We start from the raw sequence: 24442 nt of genomic DNA, 5'->3' as shown, positions 1-24442 counted from the left end.
TCAGAACCGCACGGTAATGCCGGCGTTATAACGCCGGCCATCCAGCACCCGGCCATAACTATCGTTGTCCACTTCCTTGTCGAACAGGTTATAGACACCGCCGTACACGCTCACCAGTTCGGAAAGCTGATACTGCATACCCGTATCCACCAGCGTATAGCTGGGGTAGCGCTCGGTCAGGCCGCCGCGTCCGGCCACCTGCTCGGCACGGCCCTTGAACCGCGCCTTGGACCAGATCCGGGCGTTGTCGGTGGCCTGCCAGTCGAAGGCGATGTTGGCGCGATGACGGGGCTGATCGTTGAGCGGGTTGCCTTTGTTATCACCGGAAAGCTGCTCGCTGTCGGTGAAGGTGTAGTTGGTGTGCACGCGCATGTCATGGCGTAGTGGGAAGCCGAACGTCACTTCCACACCTCGCACCCGGGCCTCGTCCACGTTGGTGTACTGATACAGTTTTTCGTAATCGTAGCCTTGATAGAGGCAGTCGGTGTCCGTTCCACTGACGCGATCACAGATCAGCGGCTTCTCGATTTTGTCCTTGTAGTCGGTGTGAAACACGGTGACGCTGGTTTCGATGCCGTTACGGCCCTGCCACAACCCCGCCAGTTCATAGGTAACACTCTTTTCCGGTTTCAGGTCGGAATTGCCGATGTCGCCGCCGTCGGTGGACGGGCCACCTCCGCCTTCCACCCAGTTGGAATCGCCCTGTTTAAGATCCGGCGTGCGATAGCCGGCGCTGACGCCGCCTTTCACGGTGAAGGCCGGCGACAACGCATAGACCGCGTAGGCACGAGGTACTACTTCGCTGCCATAGTTCTCGTCCTTGACCCAACGCAGGCCACCGGTGAGAGACAGCGGGTCACTGATGAACCACTGGTCCTCGGCGAACAACGCCGCGTCCCAACGCTCCAGATTCGCTTTGTTGATGGCGCGGGCCGGGTTTTCGGTTTTCTGCAAACGGTACTGGGCGCCCACCGTCATCACATGGCGATCGAACGGCAGCACCGTGGCGGTGTTGGCGGTGGTGCGTTCGTACAGCGCGCTCTGAGTACGGTTCAGCATCTCCTCATGCTGCACATAGCTCTTGGTGGTGAAACCGTTGCCCCAGGCGAGATCATGGGACAGCGCCTGATGGCGCCGCACCGTGTTCAATTCGCTGTCGCTGCCGGTGCGCGCCGCCGTACCGACAATATCCTGGGTGGCATACCCGGCCTCCAGTTGCAGGGACTGGCGCTCACTCGGGGTCCAGCCCAGCCGCACCGTGGTGTTGTCACGATCCAGGTCACGGTATCCGCTGGGGATATCGTCTTCGTCACGCACATAGCGGGAGCCGAACACGGTGAACGACAGGTGATCCTGGAGCAGCGGCCCGCTCAGATAGTAGCGGTTCTGATGGTAATCGCCGGCGTCGTGGCTTTCCTGCATGACCCGATCCAGCGTCACCGAACCGCTCCACTGGTCCGGTGTTTTTTTGGTGATGACGTTGATGACGCCCCCCAAGGCGTCGGAGCCGTACAGTGAGGACATGGGCCCGCGAATCACTTCGATACGTTCGATGGCGGAAACCGGCGGCAGCCAACCGTACTCGGCACCGGCGCCGAAACCGTTGTAATAGCCCTGTCCCGACCCCTGTGGTTTGCCGTCCACCAAGATCAGGGTGTACTTGGAATCCATGCCGCGAATGGAAATTTCTTCCGTGCCGCCCTTGCCGGACGGGCCGTCGTCCACGTACACACCGGGTACCGCCTGCAGTGCCTCGGTGATGTCGCGATACGCCTTGCCTTCCAGTTCCTCGCGGGTAATCACCGAAATACTGGCCGGGGCGTTGGTCACATCCACCGCCTGCCCGGCTGCGGAGGCGGACGTGACGGTGACTTTTTCCAGAGTGTGAGGGGAACCGGCCCGCGGCGGACGCGCCCGCAGGCGATAGCTGCCATTCCCCTGGGCCACCGCCTCCAGTCCGGAACCGGCCAGCAGCACGCTCAAGCCTTCCAGCGGCGAGTACTGACCGCTCAATCCGGCGCTGCGCTTGCCCTCGGTAAGACGGCCATCGATCACCAGGGTCAGGCCAGCGGCACCGGCGAATTCAGCCAGGGCGCCGTCCAACGGCCCGGCAGCCACCTGGTAGAGGCGGGTGCCGGCGCTTTCCTGGGCCATCGCAGGCGCACCAACCATGGCCGCCCCGGCCACCACGCCACACAGGGATAGCGTCAGCGGCAGATGTCGAAAACGGGAAAAACACGTCATGTTCCGATCCTTAACAGGGTGTATTACCTGTTATCCCGAACGGGAGCCGGAAAAGTGCTACCCCGAATTGGATTTTTTTCGAATCCCGATTCGTGCACCCCATAGGGGGAAGCCGAAACGCTAGACCGCCCCCACGCGCACCAGCCAGGGAGTGCGGTAATGAATCGCCACCGGCAGCGCCCGGGCCAGGGATTCCAGCACATAGTCGGTATCCTTGAGCGGGTAGGCGCCGGAAACAATCAGGTCCGCCACCTCATCGTCGCAATAGAGCACACCGTCGCGGTAACGGCTCAGCTCATCGAGAAAATCCGCCAGCCGCCAACGGTCCGCCTGCAATACGCCGCGGGTCCAGGCCAGCGCCCGCTGCCGGGACAATGGCGTCACCGACAGCCCATCCCGATCAAAATGAGCCTGCTGGCCGGCATTCAGAGTGACGGCGGCCTGCCGTGGATAAGCGGTAACCAGCTGCGCCCTGCCGGCCAGCACGCCCACGGTGCCAGCCCCCTGACCCAGGTCGCGGGCGGTCAGCCAGGTGTTTTGCACACTCAGCAATGCCGCCGGCAGGGCCAGCGCCAACGGGCCGGTGTCGTCCAGGGCGGAGGGGCGCGTATCCAGGGCTATTTCACTTTCCGGCGCCAGGGTGATTCGGCGCCGGCTGTTGCCGAAATCCACCGACACGGCGCTGGCGGTGTTCAGTATCAGTGACGAGCCATCTTCCAGCCGGACCCGCTGCTGTTCGCCACGGGCACAACGGTAATCCGCCATCGCTCTTTGCCAGAGCCCGCCCCCCGTCCCGGCGAACATCAGCATTGAGCCCAACCCCGCCACCGCCAGGGCGCCAAGCACCCGGCGCCGGCTGACCGCCGCTGGCTGCTTCAAAGTACGGTGCGCCACTTGCGGGCTCAGCGTCCCCAGCGTGCCCGCCATCCGCGCCACCGCTTCCCAAGCGTGACGGTGATCCGCGTTGGCGTTGAGCCAGTGGCGCCAACGTTCCTGATCCGCCGCTTGTTGTTCCCCGGACCAGAACAGCACCTGCCAGTCCAGAGCGGCTTGCAGGCTGGCGACGTCCAGACCATGGCGGTCGGCGTACTGGCGCAGGGAGCCGGGTAAGGCGTCGCTCATACCGGTTCGAATTCGTTCAGCGCCAACAGACAGCACTGGGCGGCACGCAGCATATACTTGCGAACGGACCCATGGGAGACGCCCAAACGCTCGGCGATGCGGCTATAGGTCAGCCCCTCGAAACGGGAACAGAGAAACGCCTCGCGCACCTTGGATGGCAAACCGTCCAGGGCCTGATCAATGCGGGTCAGGGTTTCCAGGATCACGGCACGCTGTTCGGCGGAAGGCGCGCTTTCTTCCGGCAGTGCCGCCAGGGCTTCCCGGTAGGCCAGCTCCAGCCGGCGCCGGCGGTGCATATCGATCATCAGACCATCGGCGATGCGGGCCAGGAACGCTCGCGACTGATCCGGCGCCGGAAAGCGGCCGGAGACCATCAGCCGGACATAGGTGTCCTGGACCAGATCGGCGGCTTCGGCGCCGTCACCGCCCAGGCGCCGGCGCAGCCAGCCCAGTAACCAATGGGCATGATCGCGATACAGCGAACCGATGTCGGTTTGCATGGCGTTCGTCATCATCAGCGGGTTATCGTCCGGACATGGCAGCAAATAAAAACGAATAACGGATAGTAATAATTATCAATAACTAATGAAGTCTAGGGATCGATCCCCACAGGGGCAAGCCCTGCCCTGCACATTTCTTACACATTCCCAATATTGATTTACCGATGGAAACAATTATCATTCGCCAGCCACAATGGCACGACTCTCCGCCGATCCGACTCGAGAAACACCATGTCCCAATTGAAGAACGCCACCCGGCTGTCGGTGGCGTCGCGCACAATCGCCGCGATGCTGGGGGGATACGCACTGAGCGCCGCCGCCACCGCCGCCCTCAGCCTGGGGCTGCCGATGCCCCGCGTGGATGCGGTGATCACCGCCTCGGTGCTGTCGTTTCTCATCTACGGCGTGGCGGTGATCTGGGCCTTCGCCTGCGCCACCACCGCCCGCGCCTGGGCCGGCATCGCCATCCCCGCCCTGCTGTGCGGCGCTCTGGTCTGGCTGCTGGGGCCAGCATCATGAACGGGTCCCTGCGGCAGTCCATGGCCTGGCTGCATACCTGGAGCGGGCTGTTGCTGGGCTGGCTGTTGGTGGCCGTGTTCGTGACCGGCACCAGCGCCTACTACCGCGAGGAAATTTCTCTGTGGATGGAGCCGGAACTGCATCAGTCCGTCCGCTCCGACGACACCGTGGATCTGGCCTGGCAAACCCTGGGGCGGATCGCCGCCGATGCCCGTTCCTGGGATATATCCCTGCCGGATGCCCGCAATCCGGCGGTACAACTGCGATGGCAGCCCGCCGGAGAGGAGCAGCCGCGCCAGGGCGGGGGCCGTAACCGTGGCGAGCAGGTGTGGATGGACGCCGGCAGCGGCGAAGTGCTCACGCCGCGCGAAACCCGCGGCGGCCATTTCCTCTACCGCTTCCACTTCGAACTGTACGGCGTGCCACGTCTATGGGCGCGCTGGCTGATTTGTATCGCCACCATGTTCATGCTGGTGGCGATCATCAGCGGGGTGATCACCCACAAGAAGCTCTTCAAGGATTTCTTCACCTTCCGCCCGGGCAAGGGACAGCGATCCTGGCTCGACGCCCATAACGCCAGCGCCGTTCTGGCGCTGCCGTTTCACTTCATGATCACCTACTCGGGGCTGCTGCTGTTCATGGTGATGCTGATGCCGTGGGGCATCGACGCCGCCTACGATGGCGACCGCCGCGCGTTCTTCGACGAGGCGTTTCCGCGTTCCACGGAGACACCCGGGCCGGCCGGCGGGCCGGCGGATATGGTCGCTATCGGCCCGCTGGCCGCGGCCACCGCCGCCCGCTTCGAACGCCCGGTGAGCCGTATCGAAGTGCAGCATCCCAACCGCGAAAACGCGCGGATTCGCATCAGCGTCGAGCAGGACGTGACCATTAGCGGACGCCGTCGCGGCGGCTCGCCCACCCAGGTATTCCAGGGTTCCAGCGGCGGTCTGCTGGAAACCATCGAACCACGGGAAGCGCCGGCTCCGCTGATGGGCAAGGTCTACAATGTTATGACCAACCTTCATCTGGTGCGCTTCGCCGACCCGGTGGTGCGGCTGTTGTTCTTCTTTTCCGGACTGGCCGGCTCGGCCATGGTGGCCACCGGCATGCTGCTCTGGGTGTCGAAACGCACCCAGCAACTGCGCCGGCAACAGCCGGGCGCCGCACTGAAACTGGTGAACGGTCTCAACATGGCGTCGATCACCGGCCTGCTGGCCGCCATCGGCGCCTACTTCGCCGCCAACCGATTGCTGCCGCCGGCCCTGGCTGAGCGCTCCTCCTGGGAGATCCGGGTGTTTTTCCTGGTCTGGCTGGCGAGCCTGGTGCATGGTCTGCTGCGCCCGCATCGTCGCGGCTGGATCGAGCAACTGGCGGTCATCACGGTGCTGTGGCTGGCCCTGCCGTTCGTGGATATGGCCACCACCAACAGTCACTTGTTCAGCGCCGCCGCCTGGCGCCTGGGCGCTCTGGCCGGCTTCGATCTGATCTGCCTGTTGCTCGGCGCCCTGTGGGGCTACACGCTTTGGCGGGTGGCAAAGCCCAAACAGGACAAACGGAAACCGGCGCGTGCCCGCGAACCGGCCCTGGCGGAGGGCAATGCATGACGGTCCTGTTGGCTCTCGCGCTCGGTTATACCGGTCTCACCTGTCTTGCCCTGGGCATGAAACGTCACCATCAGGAACTGCTTGGGCGCAAACCCACCGAAGCGCGGCTGCGGCTGTTCAAGGCCGCCGGCTGGCTGCTGATCCTGGCCACCACCGCCGCCTGCCTGATGCTGTGGCCGCTGGGGCTGGCCTTGTCCATGGTGCCCATTCTGGTGACCCTGGTCGGGCTGCCACTGATCTTTCTGCTGCCCTACCGGCCGGCGCTGGCACGTCATCTGGCCTGGGCGCTGCCGCTGGTCGCCGGCGGCCTGGCGGTGGGCGGCCTGGGCTGAACCATGACAGCGCCTCGCCCACTGTATAGACTGGTCTAGATCATTTGCTGACGGACCACACCATGGCTGCCCGCCCCAAGCACCGCGACCGCCTGATCCACAGCGCCGTGGCCCTGTTCCGCAAGCAGGGTTACGCCGCTACTGGCATCAACGACATCCTGGCCGCCGCTGGCGCCCCCAAAGGCTCGTTCTACCATTACTTTCCCAACGGCAAGGAACAGCTTGGCGAAGCCGCCGTGCGCTACGCCGGGGAACGGGTACTGGATACGTTGCGTGACCTGCGCCGCCAGCATGGCAATAGCGCCGACGCACTGCGCGCCTATGGTGAGCTGCTGACCGGTTGGATGGCGCAATCCGGTTTCGCCGATGGCTGCCCGCTGGCCACCACCCTGCTGGAAACCACGCCCGCTTCCCGCCTCATCACCGACGCCGGCCGCGAAGCCATACAGAATTGGCGCCGCGAATGGGAAACCTTGCTGATCGACGACGGCATCCAGGCCGACCGCGCCCGCCCTCTGGCGTCCCTGATCCTCTCCGCTCTGGAAGGCGCCCTGGTCCAAGCCCGGGTGGAATGCCACGGTCAGGCCATCGCCGACGCCTGCGCCAGCCTGGCGGACCAGATCAACGCCCTGCGTCCTAAAGCCCCGGAGATAGCCCCGAAGCCACTGTAGGAGCTTGCCCTGCAAGCGAATCTTTTACCCGGAGAAAGTCCAATTCGCTTGCAGGGCAAGCTCCTACGGTGGCTTTAGGGCGCTCAAAGGAGAGACTGACAACGCCCCGCCTCTTATCCGCCATTTCGACTTGCCGTCGCCCCAAAATTATATAGACTGGTCTAATTAAAAATAACTGGAGACCTGTCATGTCCGACCTCGCCGTCCCCGCCGGTTATCAGCGGCACCGCCGCGCCAGCGGGCTCACCGCGCCCTGGGAGCCGATTTTCATCCGCCATCATGATCACGGGCTCAGCCTCGCCATCCGCGCCGACCAGCCCCATGCCAACAGCCGGGGCTTTGTTCATGGCGGCCTGATCTCAGCACTGGCGGACAACGCCATGGGGCTCAGTTGCGCCGACCGGCTGGGAGGTATTTCCGGCCTCGTCACGGTGAGCATGACGCTGGATTTCCTGGGCAGCGCCCGCCTCGGCCAATGGGTGGAAATCCGTGCCGAGGCCACCCGGACCGGGCCTTCCCTGAACTTCGCCGCCGCCCAGGTATGGGCGGACGACACTCTGTGCGCCCGCGCCACCGCCGTCTTCAAGGCGTTGGCACCGCGCCCTTCAGCGGAGACCTCAGCATGAGCGACACCCCAGAGATACTGGAACGCATCCGCGCCCTGTCCCGTCTGGCGCCCTTCAATAACTGGCTTAATCTCGAGGTACACCGAATCGAATCCGGTGAGGCGGAGCTGCACTTGAGATGGCGCGACGAGTTCGCCCAATACAGTGGTTTTTTGCATGCCGCTCTGATTGGCGGTCTGATCGATACCGCCTGCGGCTTCGCCGCCGCGTCACAAGTCGGCAACGTCACCGCTTCACAATTTTCCGTGCGCTGCCTGAGACCGGCGGTGGCGGAAACTTTCGTGGCACGCGCCCGGGTGCTCAAGGCCGGCCGGCGGCAGGTGTTCGTGAACGCCGAACTGGGCGACCTGGCGGACACCGATGGAACACCGTTCGCGGTCGGCGAGGCCTTGATGGTGCCCATTCCGTCCTGACCCTCTCAGGTCGCCTGTCGCCCTCTTCCTGCCGCTTTCGACATACGGGTTCTCTACCGGAATCCGCTACAGTAGAGAGCGAACCTAAACGGAGACACGACAGATGCGGGATGAACAACTGGCCGGCAAGGTCATTCTGATCACCGGTGCCGGCGGCGGCATCGGTCGGGTCACGGCGGAAAGCCTGGGCGCGGCGGGAGCACGATTGATGCTGTCCGATATCGACGCACACGCCGTGGAGTCCACCGCCGCCGCCATCCGCGAAGCCGGCGGCACCGCCAGAGCCATGGCCGTGGATGTCACCCGCGCGGATCAGGTGTCCGCCCTGGTGCAGGCCACGCTGGAGGCCTATGAACGTCTGGATGGCGCTTTCAACAACGCCGGTGTGGAGGAAGAAAACGCCAAGATCGTGGCCGTGGAAGAGAGCCTGTTCGACCGCATCATCGATATCAATGTCAAAGGCGTGTGGCTGTGCATGAAATACCAGATCGCCGCCATGGCCAAACAGGGTGACGGTGGCAGCATCGTCAATACCGCGTCCATCGCCGGCCTGGTGGGCGCTCCCAAGCGCGCCGCCTACGCCGCCAGCAAACACGCGGTGGTGGGATTGACCAAGAGCGTGGCGGCGGAATACGCCCGTCAGAACATTCGCGTCAACGCGGTCTGTCCAGGCATCATCCGTACCGCCATGATGGAGCGTGCCATCTCTCAGGTGGAGCGCGACGACGGCATCGACGCCGAACAGCAACGGCGCCTGCACGCGGCGCTGCATCCCATGGGCCGTGTCGGTGAAGCAACGGAAGTGGCGCAGGCGGTTCAGTGGTTGCTGTCGGACGCGTCCTCTTTCGTCACCGGTCATCAACTGTCGGTGGACGGTGGCCTGACCGCGCTATAAAAACGGACTGTTCAGGAGAACAACAATGCTCAAACTGCATGGCTTCAGTGCCAGCAACTACGTCAACATGGTGAAGTTCGCGCTGCTGGAAAAAGGCATGGCCTTCGAGCAGGTCAACGACTACCCGTCCCAGGAAGCCTCCTTTCTCGACATCAGCCCCATGGGCAAGGTGCCGGTGCTGGAAACCGACCAGGGCTTTCTCGCCGAAACCAACGTGATCCTGGAATACATCGATGAAACCGGCGAGGGCCCGGCGCTGTATCCCGCCGATCCGTTCCAGCGCGCCCAGGTCAAGGAGCTGGCCAAGCTGATCGAGTTGTATATCGAACTGCCGGCCCGCCGCTGCTATCCGGAGGTGTTCTTCGGCGGCAAGGTCAGCGACGAAACCAAGCAACAGACACGGGACGCGCTGATCAAAGGCGCCGCCGCCCTGAAGCGGGTGGCGAAGTTCGATCCGTTCGTGGCCGGCGCCCAACTTACCGCCGCCGACGCCGTCCTGCTCTACAGTCTGGATCTGGCCGCCGGTATCGCCGGCAAGCTGTTTGATCTGGACCTGCTGGCGGAGATCCCCGACAGCAAGGCGCTGCTTGAGCAACTCAACCAAAGAGACAGCGCGCGCCAGGTGGACGAGGAGCGCAAGGCCGGCATGGCCGAGTTTATGGCCCACGTGCGCGGCGGCAAGTAAAGCGCTGTAAGAACTTGGTCCGGGCGGCGGGCCGCTGCAAGCGGCTTGGCCCGTTTCCCTAGGATTCGCTTGCAGGGCAAGCTCCTACAGCGGCCTTGTAGCGATCTCTGAATTCATGTCCGAAACTCCAGGGCGGCAGCGGTTCACGGACCGCGATACTGGCACTTTTTTGCCGCCCTCCATCCCGCTAAGCTGACCGGGCCTTTCAGCCAGGACTCTCCGTCATGTTGTTCCGTTGCTTCCCGGCGTTTACCTTCTTTGCTTTGCTCAGCGGCTGCGCCGACGCCACCTCCCCCATTACCCCGGAAAGCGGAGCGCCGCTCACCGTCACCGTTCTCGCTCAAGGGCTCGAGCATCCCTGGTCCCTGGCCTTCCTCCCCGGAGGCGAATTTCTGATTACCGAAAGGGGCGGCACGTTGCGCCGTTTCCATGATGGTGTGCTGATGAAGGAACCGGTCCCCGGCGTTCCCGCCGTGGTGGCCCGGGGCCAGGGCGGCCTGTTCGATGTGCTGCCTCACCCCCGCTTCGAGGATAACCGGCGGCTGTATCTGAGCTACGCCAAAGCCTGTGACGGTGGCGCCACCACCGCGGTGGGACACGGCGAATATCGTGACGGAAAATTACACGGCTTCCGTGATGTGCTGGTGGCCGACGCCTGCAGTGATACCGGCCAGCACTTTGGTGGACGGCTGCTGTTCGATGACGACGGCCATCTGTTTCTCACCATCGGCGACCGGGGACAGCGACAGCGGGCCCAGGACACCGGCGATCATGCGGGCAGTGTGTTGCGTCTGGATCAGGATGGCGCCGCCGCCAGCGGTAATCCGTTCGCCAACGGCGGCAACGGCCGCGCGGAAATCTGGAGTTGGGGGCATCGAAACCCCCAGGGCCTGGCGTTACACCCCGACACCCGTCAGCCCTGGCTCAACGAACATGGCCCGCGCGGCGGCGATGAAATCAACGCGGTACAACCGGGAGTGAACTACGGCTGGCCGGAAATCACCTACGGCCGCGAATATTACGGCCCCGCCATCGGCGAGACCCGCCGGGAAGGTCTGGCCCAACCGCTGCACTACTGGGTGCCCTCCATTGCCCCTTCCGGTTTCGCTTTCGTCAGTGGCGACCGCTATCCGCAATGGCGGGGCGATGCGTTATCCGGCGCGCTTAAATTGACGCATCTGAACCGGGTGCGATTTGAGGGCGAGACGCCGAAGCAGGAAGTGCGTTACCTGCAGCAGCGCGAGCAACGTATTCGTGATGTGCGCCAGGGCCCGGAGGGTTACCTGTATGTGCTCACCGACAGCAATGACGGACAACTGCTCCGGGTGGAAACGGACTGACCGCCACCCTTGATCACAGCCGATCCCGTCGCGGCCGTGCGCCAACGGATCAGTTCAAGGCTTCGGAATGAACCAGGTGGAAACGGACGCCACCAATGCTGACCTGGCTTTGGTCCACCGGCAGGCCACGCTCAAGAGCGCGCTCCTTGATGGCCTCCAGGTCATTCACCAGGATATCCACGCCACTCAATCCTTCACCGCGTCCATCCCGATCACCGACGAAATGCAGATAGGCATTGTCCAGTGTGACCTGCTGGCCTTCGCCGCTGCTTTCTCCACTATTCTCCACCGGCCGGCGCAACAGGCTTCCCCAGCGGCGCGCCATGGCCTCCGATTCTCCGCCCTGCAACTCGACCCCGACGATGCGTTCCACCCGGTCAGTGTTAACGAAACTCTGCCAATCCGGCCCGGCCGGATTATAGGGGCCGTCCAGAGATTCACCGTAACGGGTGTGATTGATTTCCAGCAGAGTGCCGCCCAGATCCTTGGGATGCAGTTGCATGCCCCGATAGTCACCGTGCCCGAGAAAAGCGGCCACCCGCACGCCTTGCGCATCCACATGGGGGCCCCAGCGGTCCACATCGTCGGTATCGAGAATCACCATGTAGCCGCTGTCACCGCCCCGGCGTTGCAGAAAGCGGCCGGCGGTGGTGTCCTCGCGAACCGGCGCCACCACTTCGATGAAGGTATTGCCCACCGGCAACAACGCATTGTGCAGACCGAACGCCTGCACCGCCGGATCCCGATGACAGACCTGGATGCCGAAAACCTCGGCCAGATCCTCCACCACGGGCTCCAACTGGCGGGCCGCCAAACACAACTGACGGAAGCGAAGATAGCTCATTCATTATTCTCCTTGATCCGCGGGCTCCGACGCCCCGGAGCTTAAGCCGATAAGGCCCGCGCCAGCGCGCGCACGCCGACCTCAATGTCCTCGTCATCAATCATACCGAAGCCGATCAGCAGTCCCTTCGTCCCTTCGGACGAAGCGTGAAAGCCCCCGAGATCTTCCGCGTTTATGCCCGCTCCGAGCAACCGGGCTTCCAGCTTGTCCACCGATTGCCGGAATTCCAGCGTCAAATGAATTCCGGCCACCTGAGGCAGACAGTTCCACAGATCCGGCCGTTGCGCCAGTGCCTCCAGCAGTCGCTGCCGCCGCCGCTGATAAAGCCTCTGCATGCGGCGCAGGTGCCGGGCGAAAGCGCCCTCCTCAATCAGATTGGCCAGAGCTTTTTGCATCAGATTGGGCGCGCGCCCGTCGGTCAGGCTCTTGGCCTGGCGCAGCGCTGCTTGCAGCCCCTTCGGCATGATCATGTAGCCGAGTCTCAGATCCGCATGCAGCACCTTGGAGAATGAGCCGAGATACACCACCTGCTGGTGCCGGTCCAGACTCTTGAGCGCTTCCAGGGAACGGCCGTCGAAGCGGAACTCACCATCGTAATCGTCCTCGACGATCAGCACGTCACGCCCGCGAACGAAGTCCAGCAATTGCAGCCGCCGTTCCAGGGTCATCGGCATGCCCAGGGGAAACTGGTGGGAAGGCGTCACATAGATCATCGAAGCCGCCTCCGGCACCTGGTCCACGCACAACCCCTGCTCATCCACCGGCACCCCCACCACACGGGCGCCATAGGATTCAAACACCCAGCGCGCCGGCGGATAGCCCGGCTCCTCCACCGCCACCACCGCTCCCGGCACGATCCGCACCCGGGATAGCAAATCCATCCCCTGCATGGCCCCCTGGGTGACCATTACTTCGTCCGCCGCGCACGGCAAACCGCGACTGTAACCCAGGTAATGGGAGATCCCTTCGCGCAAACCGAGGTACCCCTGGCACTCGCCCTGCAGGGTGCGATCCCGGGCTTCCTCACGCAGCGCACGCATCACCGCCCGACGCCAATCCGTCATCGGCAGCAAACGCCGGTCGGTCACGCCACCGGCGAAGTTATAGCGCCGCGGCGCCTCCCGGTCTCCCCATACAGGTAACGGACGCCAGTGCCGGCCCGGCCCCACTCCCGGTTCCACCTGTTCGCCGGTCACCACCGGTGGCAGCCGACGGACAAAGGTTCCGGCACCCCGGCGCGCTTCAAAAAAGCCCTCGGCAACCAAACGTTCATAGGTATCCACCACCGCCTGCCGGGCGATACCCAGCTCCGCCGCCAATGCGCGGCTGGGTGGCAACCGCTCGCCGGGGGCCAGACGGCCCTCCGCCAGAGCCAAGCGCAGGTCGCGGTAGAGCCGCTGGGGTACCGTGCCGGTGCCACTCAGCGGTAGATGGATTTGCAAATTGGTCTCCCAAAATCGTTCAAATTGGATCTGCCAGACCTTCCAATTCAGCCCTAATCTGAACCGGCTTTTCAACCTCTTTGCCACCCGGCTTGTTTGATCAAAAGAAATCAGGAGAGCCCCATGAAAGCCCGTATCAACTTTTTCACCGCGTCGCCGGCCACCATGAAAGCCATGCTCGGCACCTCGGAAGTGATCGAGAACACCGGCCTGGATCACCGGCTGCTGGAACTGGTCAAGCTGCGCGCCTCGCAGATCAATGGCTGCGCCTTCTGCCTCCAAATGCATGCCCGCGATGCCCGCGCCGCCGGCGTTCCCAATGAAGTCCTAGATACCGTGTCCGGCTGGCGCGAAGCGCCCTGGTTCAGCGAACGGGAACGGGCCGCTCTGGCCTGGACCGACCACCTCACCCGCCTCGGCGAAGGCCATCGCGACGACGAGGCGGAATACGACCAGTTGGCCGCGCACTTCAGCGAAAAAGAGCGCACCGATCTGACCTACGCCATCGGCGTCATCAACATGTGGAACCGGTTCAACGTCGGCTTCCGCCACGAGCCGGAATAACACTCTTGTTCAGGAGATAACGATGAAAGCCCGCTTCGATTTCTACAACGCCTCACCGGACACCATGAAGGCGGTGTTCGCCACGCAAAAAGTCATCGATGCCACCGGTCTGGAACATCGTCTGGTGGAGCTGGTGAAACTGCGTGCCTCGCAGATCAACGGCTGTCTGTTTTGCATGTCCATGCACGCGGCGGATGCCCGCAACCGGGGTATTCCCAACGAAGTGCTGGATACCCTGCCGGGCTGGCACGAAGCACCCTGGTTCAGCCAGCGGGAAAGGGCCGCCCTGGCCTGGACCGACCACCTGACCCGCCTCAGCGACGCCGACCACGATGACGAGGCGCTTTACCGGGCGCTGGCGGATCAGTTCACCGAGAAGGAATGCACCGATCTCACTTACGTGATCGGCGTGATCAACATGCTGAATCGTTTCGGCGTGGGGTTCCGACGCGCACCGGATTGATATAAAGGAGATCTCTGCCCTTCCTTGCATGGAAGGGGCCTGGGGGGCTCCACAATGCGCTGGCACGCTTACACGCAACACGCTTGCACGCTAAACCTGGCGGCAACACTAAATAGCATGTCGGCGTGTTTGTGTGCCTGCGTACCAGCGATTACTCACTTCCCGAGCAATCAGACCTTTCCGTCTTACTCTGGCCTGGCAAGCATGGCGTGCCAGCGTGCAAGCGTGTCGCGTGTTAATCGCCGTCGGTCACCGCGCCCTGGGAAGCCGAGCCCACGGTGCGGGCATACTTGGCCAACACGCCGCGGGTATAGCGCGGTGCCGGTGCCTGCCAGCGGGCATGACGGTCGATCATCGCCTGTTCGGAAACGTTCAAGGTGATGGTATTGTGCTCCGCGTCGATGACGATTTCGTCGCCGTCCTCCACCAGGGCAATCGGGCCGCCTTCCTGTGCCTCGGGGGTAATGTGGCCCACCACGAAGCCGTGGCTGCCCCCGGAAAAACGGCCATCGGTGATCAGCGCCACGTCGTTGCCCAAACCGCGCCCCATGATCGCCGAAGTGGGTGTCAGCATTTCACGCATGCCCGGGCCGCCGCGCGGGCCTTCGTAGCGGATCACCACCACGTCGCCGGCCACCACCGTGCCTTCCATGACGCCAGCAGTGGCGTCCTCCTCGGAGGCGAATACCCGTGCCTTGCCACTGAAGTGAGTGCCCTCGTGACCGGTGATCTTGGCCACCGCGCCGGTCGGCGCCAGGTTGCCGTAGAGAATACGCAGATGGCTGTCTTTCTTGATCGGGTTATCCAGCGCACGGATGATGTTCTGCTCGTCGGGATAGGGCGCCACATCGGCCAGATTCTCCGCCAGGGTGCGACCGGTGACGGTCAGGCAATCACCGTGCAACAACCCCTCCTCCAGCAGCGTTTTCATCAGCGGCTGAATGCCGCCAATGGCCACCAGTTCGCTCATCAGGTAATGCCCGCTGGGGCGCACGTCCGCCAGCACCGGCACCCTTTTACCAATGCGGGTGAAGTCTTCCAGGCTCAACGGCACGCCGATGGTATGGGCCATGGCCATCAAATGGAGCACGGCATTGGTGGAACCGGCCAGGGCGATGACCACGGTGATGGCGTTCTCGAACGCTTCCCGGGTCAGAATATCGCTGGGTTTGATGTCCCGTTCCAACAGGTCCAGCACGGCGGCACCGGCGGCCCGGCAATCGGCCAGTTTGTCCTCGGATACGGCGTTCTGGGCGGAGCTGCCCGGCAGGCTCATGCCCAATGCCTCGATGGCGCTGGCCATGGTGTTGGCGGTGTACATACCGCCACAGGAACCAGGGCCGGGCACCGCCACTTTCTCCACCTGCTCCACCTCGATCAGACGCTTGTCCCCCTTGGTGTAGGCCCCCACCGCCTCGAACACGGAAATCAGATCGGTGTGGCCGGGACCGGGCTGGATGGTGCCGCCATAAACGAACACCGAGGGCCGGTTAAGCCGTGCCAGCCCCATCAGGCAGCCGGGCATGTTCTTGTCGCAGCCACCGATGGCCACCAGCCCATCAAAGCCTTCGCAACCGGCCACGGTTTCAATGGAGTCGGCGATCACCTCACGGGAAACCAGGGAGTACTTCATGCCCTCGGTGCCATTGGCGATGCCATCGGAAATGGTGATGGTGTTGAAGATCACGCTCTTGCCACCGGCGGCGTCGGCGCCGGCACCGGCCTCCCGGGCGAGGCCGTCGATATGCATGTTGCAAGGCGTGACCCGGCTCCAAGTAGACGCGATACCCACCTGCGGCTTGACGAAATCCTCATCGGTGAATCCGGTGGCACGCAACATGGCCCGACTCGGCGCCTTGGCAATGCCGTCCACCACCGGCGCGGAATAACGGCGGCGTTTGTCTTCGTTCATCGTTGTTCTCCTGATCACGGACTGGCTCCAGCATAACGTTTTTACCGCCACGTCATAGAGTCGTAAACAATCGGGAACAGGCTGGTCGGCAAACCCTATTCATAAGGAACGAGAGTATGGGCGATATTCTGATGGTGGCGGGCTTCTTACTGGCGGCGTATTCCATTGTCGCCAACGACGCCATCCAAACCCTGGGCACGTTCATTTCCTCCAACCATCATCGCCCCTGGTGGCTGCTGTGGGCCTTCGCCAGTACCATTCTGGTGATCGTGCTGCTGTATGGCTGGTTCAGCCACGGCGGCGATCCGGCCTATGGCCGTCTGGCGAAGTTCCCCATGCCCGAACAGGGCATCACCTGGCTTTATGTGATCCCGCCGCTGGCGATCCTGATTCTTACCCGTTACGGCATACCGGTGAGCACGACCTTCCTGGTGTTGTCGGTATTCGCCGCCGGCAACGTGCAATCGATGCTGAGCAAATCAGGGCTCGGTTACGCCGTGGCATTCATCGTCGCGTTGTTCACCTACCGGTTCGTGATCCGGCATCTGACCGAGTATTTCGACCGCACCTACGGCAAGCCGGTGCCTTCCTATTGGGTCGCATTGCAGTGGGCCTCCACCGGCTTCCTGTGGAGCCAATGGTTGATTCAGGATCTGGCCAACATCTATGCCTACCTGCCCCGGGAGCTGGACGGTCTGCAGTTTTTCCTGTCACTGGTGGTGCTGCTGGTCCTGCATGCCTGGATCTTCAAGACCGCTGGCGGCACCATCCAGCGCATCGTCACCACCAAGACCGGTACCGTGGACATCCGCGCGGCCACCATCATCGATTTCATCTACGCCATCATTCTGTTTGTGTTCAAGGAGATGAGCAGTATCCCCATGTCCACCACCTGGGTGTTCCTGGGGTTGCTGGCGGGTCGGGAGTTCGCCATTTCCATGCATATGTTCACCCCCTCGACGCGGGAAACCGCACGCGTGGTGATGTCGGATGCCATGAAAGCGATGCTGGGGTTGGCAATCAGTCTGCTATTGGCGTTCGGTTTGCCTGTGCTGTTCACCTTACTCGGCGGCTAGAGTAGAGCCTTCGAGATTCAGCGCGCGCTGCCAACACGGGCACTCAACGCCTTGATCAGAAGCGCCGGGTCGAATCCGGGCCCGGCCGCCTTGGGCACGATGTAGTACAGGCGCGGCATTGGATAGATGAGAATATAGCGGTCGTTGTGGCGCCACTTGAGTATCTTGTCCCAGCTCACCATGGCGGTGCCACTCTCCGCCTCGAAGCGGATCCCGTCGTCCATCAGGGTCATCGTGGTGGGCTCCTGAATCGCTTTGTAGCTTCGATAATGGCGCCGGCACAAGAGCGGGTTGATGACGAAACGCCCCAGCAAGAACATCACGCCGCCGCCGATCAGGCCACCCATCGCCGCCCCCCGTACCACCGGTGAGCCGAATAACATCAGCACGACCAGTACCGCCACGACCAGCCCGAAAACCGCCATCGATTTAGGCGTCAGGCGGGTGAACAGTTTCGTGGCGCGGACATAATCATCCTCGGTGATGGTGTAATTCGCTTCCATGGCGGGTGCTTTGCTCCTTTTATCAACTCGGCCCCTATCGGAACCATCCGGTTAGCGCATTGGATTTACTCATTATGACCATAAACAAAATCTTTTCTTCTGTTTAGGAACCAATCTGTCAAAATAGACGTCTTCCCATACCTCATTCCTGGCCGCCGATTTCTCTCGGCGGCTTTTTATTTGCCGCGGCAGCGAGGAGCGCGCATGTCCGTCCAGCAACCCAAGGCCGCCATGGCCAGACACCCGCGCATCGCCGAACTGGCGCTGGCGCTGGGTGGCTTCGGTATCGGCACCGGGGAATTCGTGATCATGGGCCTGCTCAACCGGGTCGCCCTGGATCTGCAGGTGGACCCGCAAGACGTGGGCTACGCCATCAGCAGCTACGCCATGGGCGTGGTGGTGGGCGCGCCCATCATCTCCACCCTGGCGGCCCGGGTGCCGCGCCGTGCCTTGTTGATCATACTGATGCTGGTGTTCGCGCTGGGCAATCTGGCCAGCGCGTTGGCCCCCGGTTTCTGGTCCTTCGTGGCGCTAAGGTTCATCGCCGGTTTGCCTCACGGCGCCTACTTCGGCGTCGCCGCCCTGGTCGCCGCCTCGGCGGTGCCGTTTCATCAACGGGCCAGAGCGGTGGCCCGGGTGATGACCGGCCTTACCGTGGCGATCCTGTTGGGCGCCCCTCTGGGCACCTGGGCCGGCAATCAGTTCGGCTGGCCGGTGGCGTTCGCCGGGGTCGGCGCCATCGCGCTGCTCACCGCGCTGATGGTGCGGATTTTCGTGCCGGTGCAACCGGTGGATCCCCACGCCAGCCCGCTGCGTGAATTGTCCGCGCTGCTCAAACACCGGGTGTTGTTCACCCTGGGCATCGCCAGCATCGGCTTCGGCGGCATGTTCGCGGTGTTCAGCTATGTGATGCCCACGCTCACCGAGCAGGCCGGCATGGACGAATCCCTGGGCCCGCTGGTGCTGGCCATCTTCGGTATCGGCACCATCCTCGGCACCCTGGCCGGCGCCCGCGCCGCCGACGGCAATCTGATGAAATCCATCCCCGGCATTCTGATCTGGTGCGCGGTGATCCAGGGACTGTTCTTCGTTGCCGCCAATTCCATGTGGTGGGGACTGCTGTTCGTGGGTCTGGTGGGCACCAGCATGGCGCTCGGTCCGGCGCTGCAGACGCGGCTGATGGATGTGGCCGGCGACGGCCAGACCATGGCCGCTTCCCTCAACCATGCCGCCTTCAACCTGGCCAACGCCCTCGGCGCCTGGCTGGCCGGCGTCGCAACCCGCGGCGACCTGCCCTGGTCCACCACCGGCCTGGTGGGCACCGCTCTGGCCCTGGGCGGCCTGCTGGTGTTCTTCGCCGGCCGCGCGGTGGAGAAACGTGGCGCCTAGCGCACCCCGGCGGAGAGGGTCTCCGGCTGCACCAGTTGGCCGGTGACCGGGAAGCGGATACGCACCTGCAGGCCACCTTCCGGGTGGTTGTCCAGCGCCATCTGGCCGTGGTGCATGTCGACGATACGCTTGACGATGGCCAGGCCCAGGCCGCTGCCGCTGAGCGTGCGCGCCTTCTCGCCACGGGAGAACGGCTGCAACAGCATGGGAATGTCCTCCTCGCGCACGCCGCGCCCGTGGTCGCGGACAATCAGCAACACCGCGTTATCATCCACCATGGTGTGGATCTCCACCGGCGCGGCGCCGTATTTGAGCGCGTTGGTGATCAGATTGGTGAGCATGCGCTTGGCGGTGAGCCGCTTGAGCATCAGGCGCGGCACCTCCGCCAGAGTGACGCGGAGCTGCTCCGCCGGGTATTTGCCGCACACTTCCTCGATCAGCGCGTTAAGGCTTTCGTAGGAAGGCTGCTCATCGGCGCCATCGCGAATGAAGGCAATGAACTGCTCGAGGATCGCGTCCATGTCCTCGATGTCGGCGATGATGCCCTGAGACAGCTCCTCGTCGTCGAGAAACTCAGCGGACAGGCGCAGCCGGGTCAGCGGCGTGCGCAAATCGTGGGATACCCCCGCCAGCAGCAGCGCCCGGTCCCGCTGCGCCTGTTGCAGATCCCGGGTCATGCGATTGAAGGCGCGGTTCACCGCCTGGATCTCGGTGGGACCGATGGTGTCGTCCAGCACCGGCACCGCTTCCCCCCGGCCGACTTTAAGCGCGACCCGAGCCAGCCGGCGCAGCGGCCGGTTCAGGCTGCGGGCGATCAGCAAGCCACCGATCACCGCCAACAGCGGTACGGTGACACCCCAGCCCAGCAGCAGGTAACGATCATAGTCGCGGAAGAACACCATCGGCACGCGCAGCCAGGTGCCCTCGAACGACGGCGCGCTGACCCACAGCACCGGCTGGCGGGCGTCCTCCAGACGGACCGTCACCGGCTCGTCCAGCAGCTCCGCCAATTCATCGCCGAACTGGTTCACCACCGGCCGCGTCAGCAACAGGCTGTCCGGTTCGCGCAAGCTCGGCGGCGTCCCCACGCCAATACCGGTGGTGGCGCCCAGACGCCACTCCAGAACGTCGCCGTCGGCGCCCTCCTCGAAGATCAGTTCCGCTTGCAAGGCGGTGAGCCGGGCGTACTCGCGGATACCTGGAAGATAGGCGTTACGGGCGAAAAACCACAGGGTGATCGCCTGGCTCAGGCCGATCACCAGCCCGACGATCAGGGCAGCGCGGAAAAAGGCGGTGCGGGGATAAAGTTTGGGCATAGGGTCTCATTCCAGCGCGCTGCCAGGGCGGTGTTCACGAAGGGCCACGAAGCCGCCGCAGGCGCTTGGTCCGGGCGGCGGGCCGCTGCAAGCGAATTATTTCAGTCCGGCACGAACACATAACCCACGCCCCATACGGTCTGGATATAGCGGGGCTTGGAGGGATCCTCCTCCAATAGGCGGCGCAGCCGCGACACCTGCACGTCAATGGAACGCTCCATGGCGGACCATTCCCGCCCCCGGGCCAGGCTCATCAGCTTGTCCCGGGTCAGCGGCTCCCGCTGATGCAGGATCAGCGCCTTGAGCACGGCGAATTCACCGGTGGTCAGCGCCTGCGGCTCACCGTCACGGCTCAGCGTGCGGCTGGACAGGTCCAGTGTCCAGGGCCCGAAGTCCACCCTGCCTTCCGCCTTGCTCGGCGCCCCGGGCACTTCGCGCACGTGACGGCGCAGCACCGCGCGGATGCGCGCGCTCAACTCCTTCGGATTGAACGGTTTGGGCAGGTAATCGTCGGCACCGGCGTCCAGCCCTTCGATACGCTCGGCGTCATCGCCCTTGGCGGTGAGCATGATGATCGGCAGAGTGTTCTCGCTCTCGCGCAGACGCCGGCAGATCGACAAGCCGTCCTCGCCGGGCAGCATCAGATCCAGCACCATCAGCGAGTAGATCTCCCGGGACAAGGCCCGGTCCATCTGCTCGGCGTCCGCCACCGCTTTCACCGCGTAGCCCTGCTCCTCGAGGAACCGTTGCAGCAGGCCGCGCAGGCGGGCGTCATCGTCCACCACCAGAATCTTGTCCACTTGTTCGCTCATGAGGCTTCCCGAATCGTTTTTAACTGCCAGATGCCCCCGTCTCATACCCGTCACTGTGACGGCGGGCAAGTTTTACGATGATTAAGATTGTATATAAAGATTACTGTCGGTACCTGGCCGACCTCCGGCCTGACCGGAAACGGCACCCGGCTGACGTTTTTCATCAGCTTACCTTTGCCGGACGGGCTGCTATCATTTTGTCAAAATGCCGTTTTCAGGGGGGATAACACGCATGGCCAAGATACTGGTGGTGGACGATTCACCCACCCAGCTCACCAATCTGGCGAAGATCGTTGAGGGGCAGGGGCATCAGGTGATCACCGCGGTGAACGGCGTGGAGGGCATCGAACGGGCGCGCAGCGAACGCCCGGACCTGATTCTGATGGACGTGGTGATGCCGGAACTGAATGGCTTCCAGGCCACCCGCAAGATCACCCGGGACGCGGAGCTGGGAGGCATTCCGGTGATCCTGGTGACCACCAAGGATCAGGAGACCGACAAAGTCTGGGGCGAGCGCCAGGGCGCCTCCGGCTACATCGTCAAGCCCCCCAGGGAAGCGGAGCTACTGGCGGAAATCGACCGGGTTCTGCGCTGATTCGCGGCGATAACCACAGCCATCCTGGCAAGTCAATCTATGAACGGCCGGAGTCATTCCCTATGATTCCGGTCGTTTCTTATATACGTGCCGGAAACGCCGGCGTGATGCGGATCAGCGTGCAATCCAGGAATACCCATGCAGAGCATCGAACAGATCATCGCCCAGGAACTCAACGCCCAGCCGCAACAGGTGACCGCCGCCGTGGCCCTGCTGGACGAAGGGGCCACCGTGCCGTTTATCGCCCGTTACCGGAAAGAGGCCACCGGCGGGCTGGATGACACCCAGTTGCGGAACCTGGAAGAGCGGCTGCGCTACCTGCGCGAACTGGAGGAGCGCCGCGAGGCGATCCTCAAGAGCATCGACGAGCAGGAGAAGCTGACCCCGGAGCTTGCAAAGGCGATCCGCGAGGCGGACACCAAGACCCGGCTCGAGGATCTGTATCTGCCGTACAAGCCCAAGCGCCGCACCCGCGCGCAGATGGCCCGCGAGGCCGGCCTGGAGCCTCTGGCGGACGCTCTGCTGAACGATCCCGGCCTGGACCCGGATAGCGAGGCCGCCGCTTACCTCAACGAAGAACACAAGATCGCTTCCGCCAAGGACGCCCTGGACGGCGCCAAGCAGATCCTGATGGAGCGCTTCGCCGAGAACGCCGAACTGCTCACCCGCATGCGCACCTTCCTTTGGGAGCGGGCCCAGATCCAGTCCCGGGTGGCCGACGGCAAGGAAGAAGCAGGCGCCAAGTTCCGCGACTACTTCGAACACCAGGAAGCACTCAAGAACATTCCCAGCCACCGTGCCCTGGCGCTGTTTCGCGGCCGCAACGAAGGCGTGCTGCACGTCGCCATGGTGCTGCCGGAAGAACTGGAAAGCGCCGAACCCCATCCCTGCGTGGCCATGGTCCGCGAAGTGGCCGGCTGGCGCGATCAGGGCCGCGCCGCCGATACCTGGCTCGGCGAGGTGATGCGCTGGACCTGGAAGATCAAACTCAACACCCATCTGGAAACCGAACTGCTCGGCCGCGTGCGCGAACTGGCCGAGGAAGAGGCGATCCAGGTGTTCGCCCGCAACCTCAAGAGCCTGCTGATGGCCTCTCCGGCGGGTCCGAAGGCCACCATGGGCCTGGACCCGGGGCTGCGTACCGGGGTCAAGGTGGTGGTGGTGGACGCTACCGGCAAGTTGCTGGAACACACCACGATTTTTCCGCACGTGCCGAAAAATCAGTGGGCACAGTCCCTGGCGGCGCTGACCAAACTGAGCGTCAAGCATCAGGTGGATCTGGTGGCGATCGGCAACGGCACCGCCAGCCGCGAAACCGACAAGCTGGCCGGCGAACTGGTCAAGGCGCTCAAGGACAAGCAGCAGATTCAGAAGATCATGGTGTCCGAGGCCGGCGCCTCGGTGTACTCCGCCTCCGAGCTGGCGGCGCGGGAATTCCCGGAACTGGATGTGTCCTTCCGCGGCGCCGTGTCCATCGCCCGCCGTCTGCAGGACCCGCTGGCGGAGTTGGTCAAGATCGACCCGAAATCCATCGGCGTCGGCCAGTACCAGCACGACGTCAGCCAGGTGAAGCTGTCGCGCTCCCTGGATGCGGTGGTGGAAGACTGCGTGAACGCCGTCGGCGTGGACGTGAACACCGCCAGCGCGCCGCTGCTGGCGCGCATCGCCGGCCTCAACAGCACCATCGCCGGCAACATCGTCAGCTTCCGCGAGAAGAACGGCGCCTTCAACGATCGTGACGCTCTGAAGCAGGTGCCGCGTCTGGGTGAAAAGACCTTCGAACAGGCCGCCGGCTTCCTGCGGGTCATGAACGGTACGAACCCGCTGGACGGTTCCGCTGTGCACCCGGAGGCCTATCCGGTGGTGGAGCGGATCGCCAAGCAGCACGACCGCCCGATCAAGGACCTGATCGGCGACATCCCGTTCCTGAAGAGCGTCAAACCGGTCGAGTTCACTGACGAGCATTTCGGTCTGCCCACCGTCACCGACATCCTTGGCGAGCTGGAAAAGCCGGGCCGCGACCCGCGCCCGGAATTCAAGGCGGCGGAGTTCAAGGAAGGGGTGGAAACCCTGGCCGACCTGAAGCCGGGCATGATCCTGGAAGGCGCGGTAACCAACGTCACCAACTTTGGCGCCTTCGTCGACATCGGCGTGCATCAGGACGGTCTGGTGCACGTGTCGGCGCTGGCCGACAAATTCGTCGAGGATCCCCATGATGTGGTCAACCCCGGCGACATCGTCAAAGTGAAAGTGCTGGAAGTGGATCAGGCGCGCAAACGCATCAGCCTGACCATGCGTATGGACGATCACCACCAGGAGCGTCAGGCTGGTCAGAGCGAGGGCGCACCGGCGGGCAAGGGCCGGCGGGGCGGCCAGCGGCAGCGTGGTGGCGGCAACAAACCGGCGGCGGCACCACAGGGCGCCCTGGGCGCGGCTTTCGCCAAGGCCCTGGAGCAAAAGAAGAAGCGCGGCTAACCTTCCGCCAAGCAGCCCGCGGACGGCGTACCGGCCAAACCGGCGGCGCGCCGCCGGTAACGGATCATCAACACGGGCGGCGGACCGACACCGCCCCGAT

Annotated in this window: 24 protein-coding genes; 15 read left to right on the top strand and 9 right to left on the bottom strand. The window is 63.7% G+C overall.

Annotated elements, in window-relative coordinates; all coding sequences use genetic code 11:
- The 3 genes from B5T_RS02555 to B5T_RS02545 all read right to left on the bottom strand — a co-directional run bounded on the left by B5T_RS02555 (position 1) and on the right by B5T_RS02545 (position 3881).
- The gene (locus B5T_RS02555) at positions 1 to 2244 is read right to left on the bottom strand and encodes a TonB-dependent receptor (RefSeq protein ID WP_014992889.1); all 2244 of its coding nucleotides are present in this window, start codon (positions 2242 to 2244) and stop codon (positions 1 to 3) included.
- A gap of 120 nt (positions 2245 to 2364) precedes the next feature.
- Positions 2365 to 3366, bottom strand: a complete 1002-nt coding sequence (locus B5T_RS02550; protein WP_014992888.1) for a DUF4880 domain-containing protein — start codon at positions 3364 to 3366, stop codon at positions 2365 to 2367.
- The gene (locus B5T_RS02545) at positions 3363 to 3881 is read right to left on the bottom strand and encodes a sigma-70 family RNA polymerase sigma factor (RefSeq protein WP_014992887.1); all 519 of its coding nucleotides are present in this window, start codon (positions 3879 to 3881) and stop codon (positions 3363 to 3365) included. Before B5T_RS02545 ends, B5T_RS02550 begins: the two co-directional genes overlap by 4 nt.
- A gap of 216 nt (positions 3882 to 4097) precedes the next feature.
- Here B5T_RS02545 and B5T_RS02540 point away from each other — a divergent pair, with 216 nt between their 5' ends.
- From B5T_RS02540 to B5T_RS02500, 9 genes are all read left to right on the top strand, one after another.
- Positions 4098 to 4385 carry a DUF3649 domain-containing protein gene (locus B5T_RS02540; RefSeq protein ID WP_041716740.1) on the top strand — a complete coding sequence of 96 codons (288 nt, stop codon included), beginning with the start codon at positions 4098 to 4100 and terminating at the stop codon, positions 4383 to 4385.
- The gene (locus tag B5T_RS02535) at positions 4382 to 5989 is read left to right on the top strand and encodes a PepSY-associated TM helix domain-containing protein (protein WP_014992886.1); all 1608 of its coding nucleotides are present in this window, start codon (positions 4382 to 4384) and stop codon (positions 5987 to 5989) included. The genes B5T_RS02540 and B5T_RS02535 overlap by 4 nt, the downstream gene beginning before the upstream one ends.
- Positions 5986 to 6321 (top strand): DUF3325 domain-containing protein, encoded by a 336-nt coding sequence (locus tag B5T_RS02530; RefSeq protein ID WP_014992885.1) that lies wholly within the window; start codon positions 5986 to 5988, stop codon positions 6319 to 6321. Before B5T_RS02535 ends, B5T_RS02530 begins: the two co-directional genes overlap by 4 nt.
- 62 nt (positions 6322 to 6383) lie before the next feature.
- Positions 6384 to 6992, top strand: a complete 609-nt coding sequence (locus B5T_RS02525) for a TetR/AcrR family transcriptional regulator (RefSeq protein ID WP_014992884.1) — start codon at positions 6384 to 6386, stop codon at positions 6990 to 6992.
- Between the two features lie 188 nt (positions 6993 to 7180).
- Entirely contained in the window at positions 7181 to 7618 is a 438-nt protein-coding gene (locus B5T_RS02520; RefSeq protein ID WP_014992883.1) for a PaaI family thioesterase, read from the top strand.
- On the top strand, positions 7615 to 8031 hold the full coding sequence (locus tag B5T_RS02515) for a PaaI family thioesterase (RefSeq protein WP_014992882.1): 417 nt from the start codon (positions 7615 to 7617) through the stop codon (positions 8029 to 8031). The genes B5T_RS02520 and B5T_RS02515 overlap by 4 nt, the downstream gene beginning before the upstream one ends.
- Positions 8032 to 8134: 103 nt before the next feature.
- The gene (locus tag B5T_RS02510) at positions 8135 to 8926 is read left to right on the top strand and encodes a glucose 1-dehydrogenase (protein ID WP_014992881.1); all 792 of its coding nucleotides are present in this window, start codon (positions 8135 to 8137) and stop codon (positions 8924 to 8926) included.
- A gap of 25 nt (positions 8927 to 8951) precedes the next feature.
- Positions 8952 to 9611 (top strand): glutathione S-transferase family protein, encoded by a 660-nt coding sequence (locus B5T_RS02505; RefSeq protein WP_014992880.1) that lies wholly within the window; start codon positions 8952 to 8954, stop codon positions 9609 to 9611.
- Between the two features lie 224 nt (positions 9612 to 9835).
- A complete protein-coding gene (locus B5T_RS02500; RefSeq protein ID WP_014992879.1) occupies positions 9836 to 10951 on the top strand; it encodes a PQQ-dependent sugar dehydrogenase in 1116 nt (371 codons plus the stop codon).
- Between the two features lie 49 nt (positions 10952 to 11000).
- Here B5T_RS02500 and B5T_RS02495 read toward each other — a convergent pair whose 3' ends face one another.
- Complete coding sequence (locus tag B5T_RS02495; RefSeq protein WP_014992878.1) at positions 11001 to 11795, bottom strand: VOC family protein; 795 nt, start codon at positions 11793 to 11795, stop codon at positions 11001 to 11003.
- A gap of 41 nt (positions 11796 to 11836) precedes the next feature.
- Positions 11837 to 13237, bottom strand: a complete 1401-nt coding sequence (gene pdxR / locus B5T_RS02490) for a MocR-like pyridoxine biosynthesis transcription factor PdxR (RefSeq protein WP_014992877.1) — start codon at positions 13235 to 13237, stop codon at positions 11837 to 11839.
- A gap of 123 nt (positions 13238 to 13360) precedes the next feature.
- Here pdxR and B5T_RS02485 point away from each other — a divergent pair, with 123 nt between their 5' ends.
- Together B5T_RS02485 and B5T_RS02480 are read left to right on the top strand one after the other, a co-directional pair.
- Positions 13361 to 13801: a carboxymuconolactone decarboxylase family protein gene (locus tag B5T_RS02485; RefSeq protein ID WP_014992876.1), complete on the top strand. Its 441-nt coding sequence runs from the start codon at positions 13361 to 13363 to the stop codon at positions 13799 to 13801.
- Positions 13802 to 13823: 22 nt separating this feature from the next.
- Positions 13824 to 14264 (top strand): carboxymuconolactone decarboxylase family protein, encoded by a 441-nt coding sequence (locus B5T_RS02480; protein ID WP_014992875.1) that lies wholly within the window; start codon positions 13824 to 13826, stop codon positions 14262 to 14264.
- A gap of 235 nt (positions 14265 to 14499) precedes the next feature.
- Here B5T_RS02480 and ilvD read toward each other — a convergent pair whose 3' ends face one another.
- A complete protein-coding gene (gene ilvD / locus B5T_RS02475; RefSeq protein WP_014992874.1) occupies positions 14500 to 16176 on the bottom strand; it encodes a dihydroxy-acid dehydratase in 1677 nt (558 codons plus the stop codon).
- A 116-nt stretch (positions 16177 to 16292) separates the two neighbouring features.
- Here ilvD and B5T_RS02470 point away from each other — a divergent pair, with 116 nt between their 5' ends.
- On the top strand, positions 16293 to 17252 hold the full coding sequence (locus B5T_RS02470) for a hypothetical protein (protein ID WP_014992873.1): 960 nt from the start codon (positions 16293 to 16295) through the stop codon (positions 17250 to 17252).
- Positions 17253 to 17269: 17 nt separating this feature from the next.
- Here the strand turns inward: B5T_RS02470 and B5T_RS02465 are convergent, their stop codons facing one another.
- Positions 17270 to 17755, bottom strand: coding sequence for a YcxB family protein (locus tag B5T_RS02465; protein ID WP_014992872.1), 486 nt, complete (start codon positions 17753 to 17755; stop codon positions 17270 to 17272).
- Between the two features lie 204 nt (positions 17756 to 17959).
- Between B5T_RS02465 and B5T_RS02460 the strand changes: the two genes are divergently transcribed.
- Positions 17960 to 19144: an MFS transporter gene (locus tag B5T_RS02460; protein ID WP_014992871.1), complete on the top strand. Its 1185-nt coding sequence runs from the start codon at positions 17960 to 17962 to the stop codon at positions 19142 to 19144.
- Here the strand turns inward: B5T_RS02460 and B5T_RS02455 are convergent.
- A complete protein-coding gene (locus B5T_RS02455; protein WP_014992870.1) occupies positions 19141 to 20460 on the bottom strand; it encodes an ATP-binding protein in 1320 nt (439 codons plus the stop codon). The two genes, B5T_RS02460 and B5T_RS02455, sit on opposite strands and share 4 nt — an antisense overlap.
- Before the next feature lie 101 nt (positions 20461 to 20561).
- The gene (gene ompR / locus B5T_RS02450; protein WP_014992869.1) at positions 20562 to 21272 is read right to left on the bottom strand and encodes an osmolarity response regulator transcription factor OmpR; all 711 of its coding nucleotides are present in this window, start codon (positions 21270 to 21272) and stop codon (positions 20562 to 20564) included.
- 232 nt (positions 21273 to 21504) lie between these two features.
- On the opposite strand from ompR, the gene B5T_RS02445 reads away from it, so the two are divergent.
- Entirely contained in the window at positions 21505 to 21867 is a 363-nt protein-coding gene (locus B5T_RS02445; protein ID WP_014992868.1) for a response regulator, read from the top strand.
- A 138-nt stretch (positions 21868 to 22005) separates the two neighbouring features.
- Positions 22006 to 24342, top strand: coding sequence for a Tex family protein (locus B5T_RS02440; RefSeq protein ID WP_014992867.1), 2337 nt, complete (start codon positions 22006 to 22008; stop codon positions 24340 to 24342).
- The last annotated feature ends 100 nt before the right edge of the window (positions 24343 to 24442 follow it).

It is taken from the genome of Alloalcanivorax dieselolei B5 (assembly GCF_000300005.1).
Classification (GTDB): Bacteria; Pseudomonadota; Gammaproteobacteria; order Pseudomonadales; family Alcanivoracaceae; genus Alloalcanivorax; species Alloalcanivorax dieselolei.
This window is presented reverse-complemented; position numbering and strand designations above follow the sequence as displayed.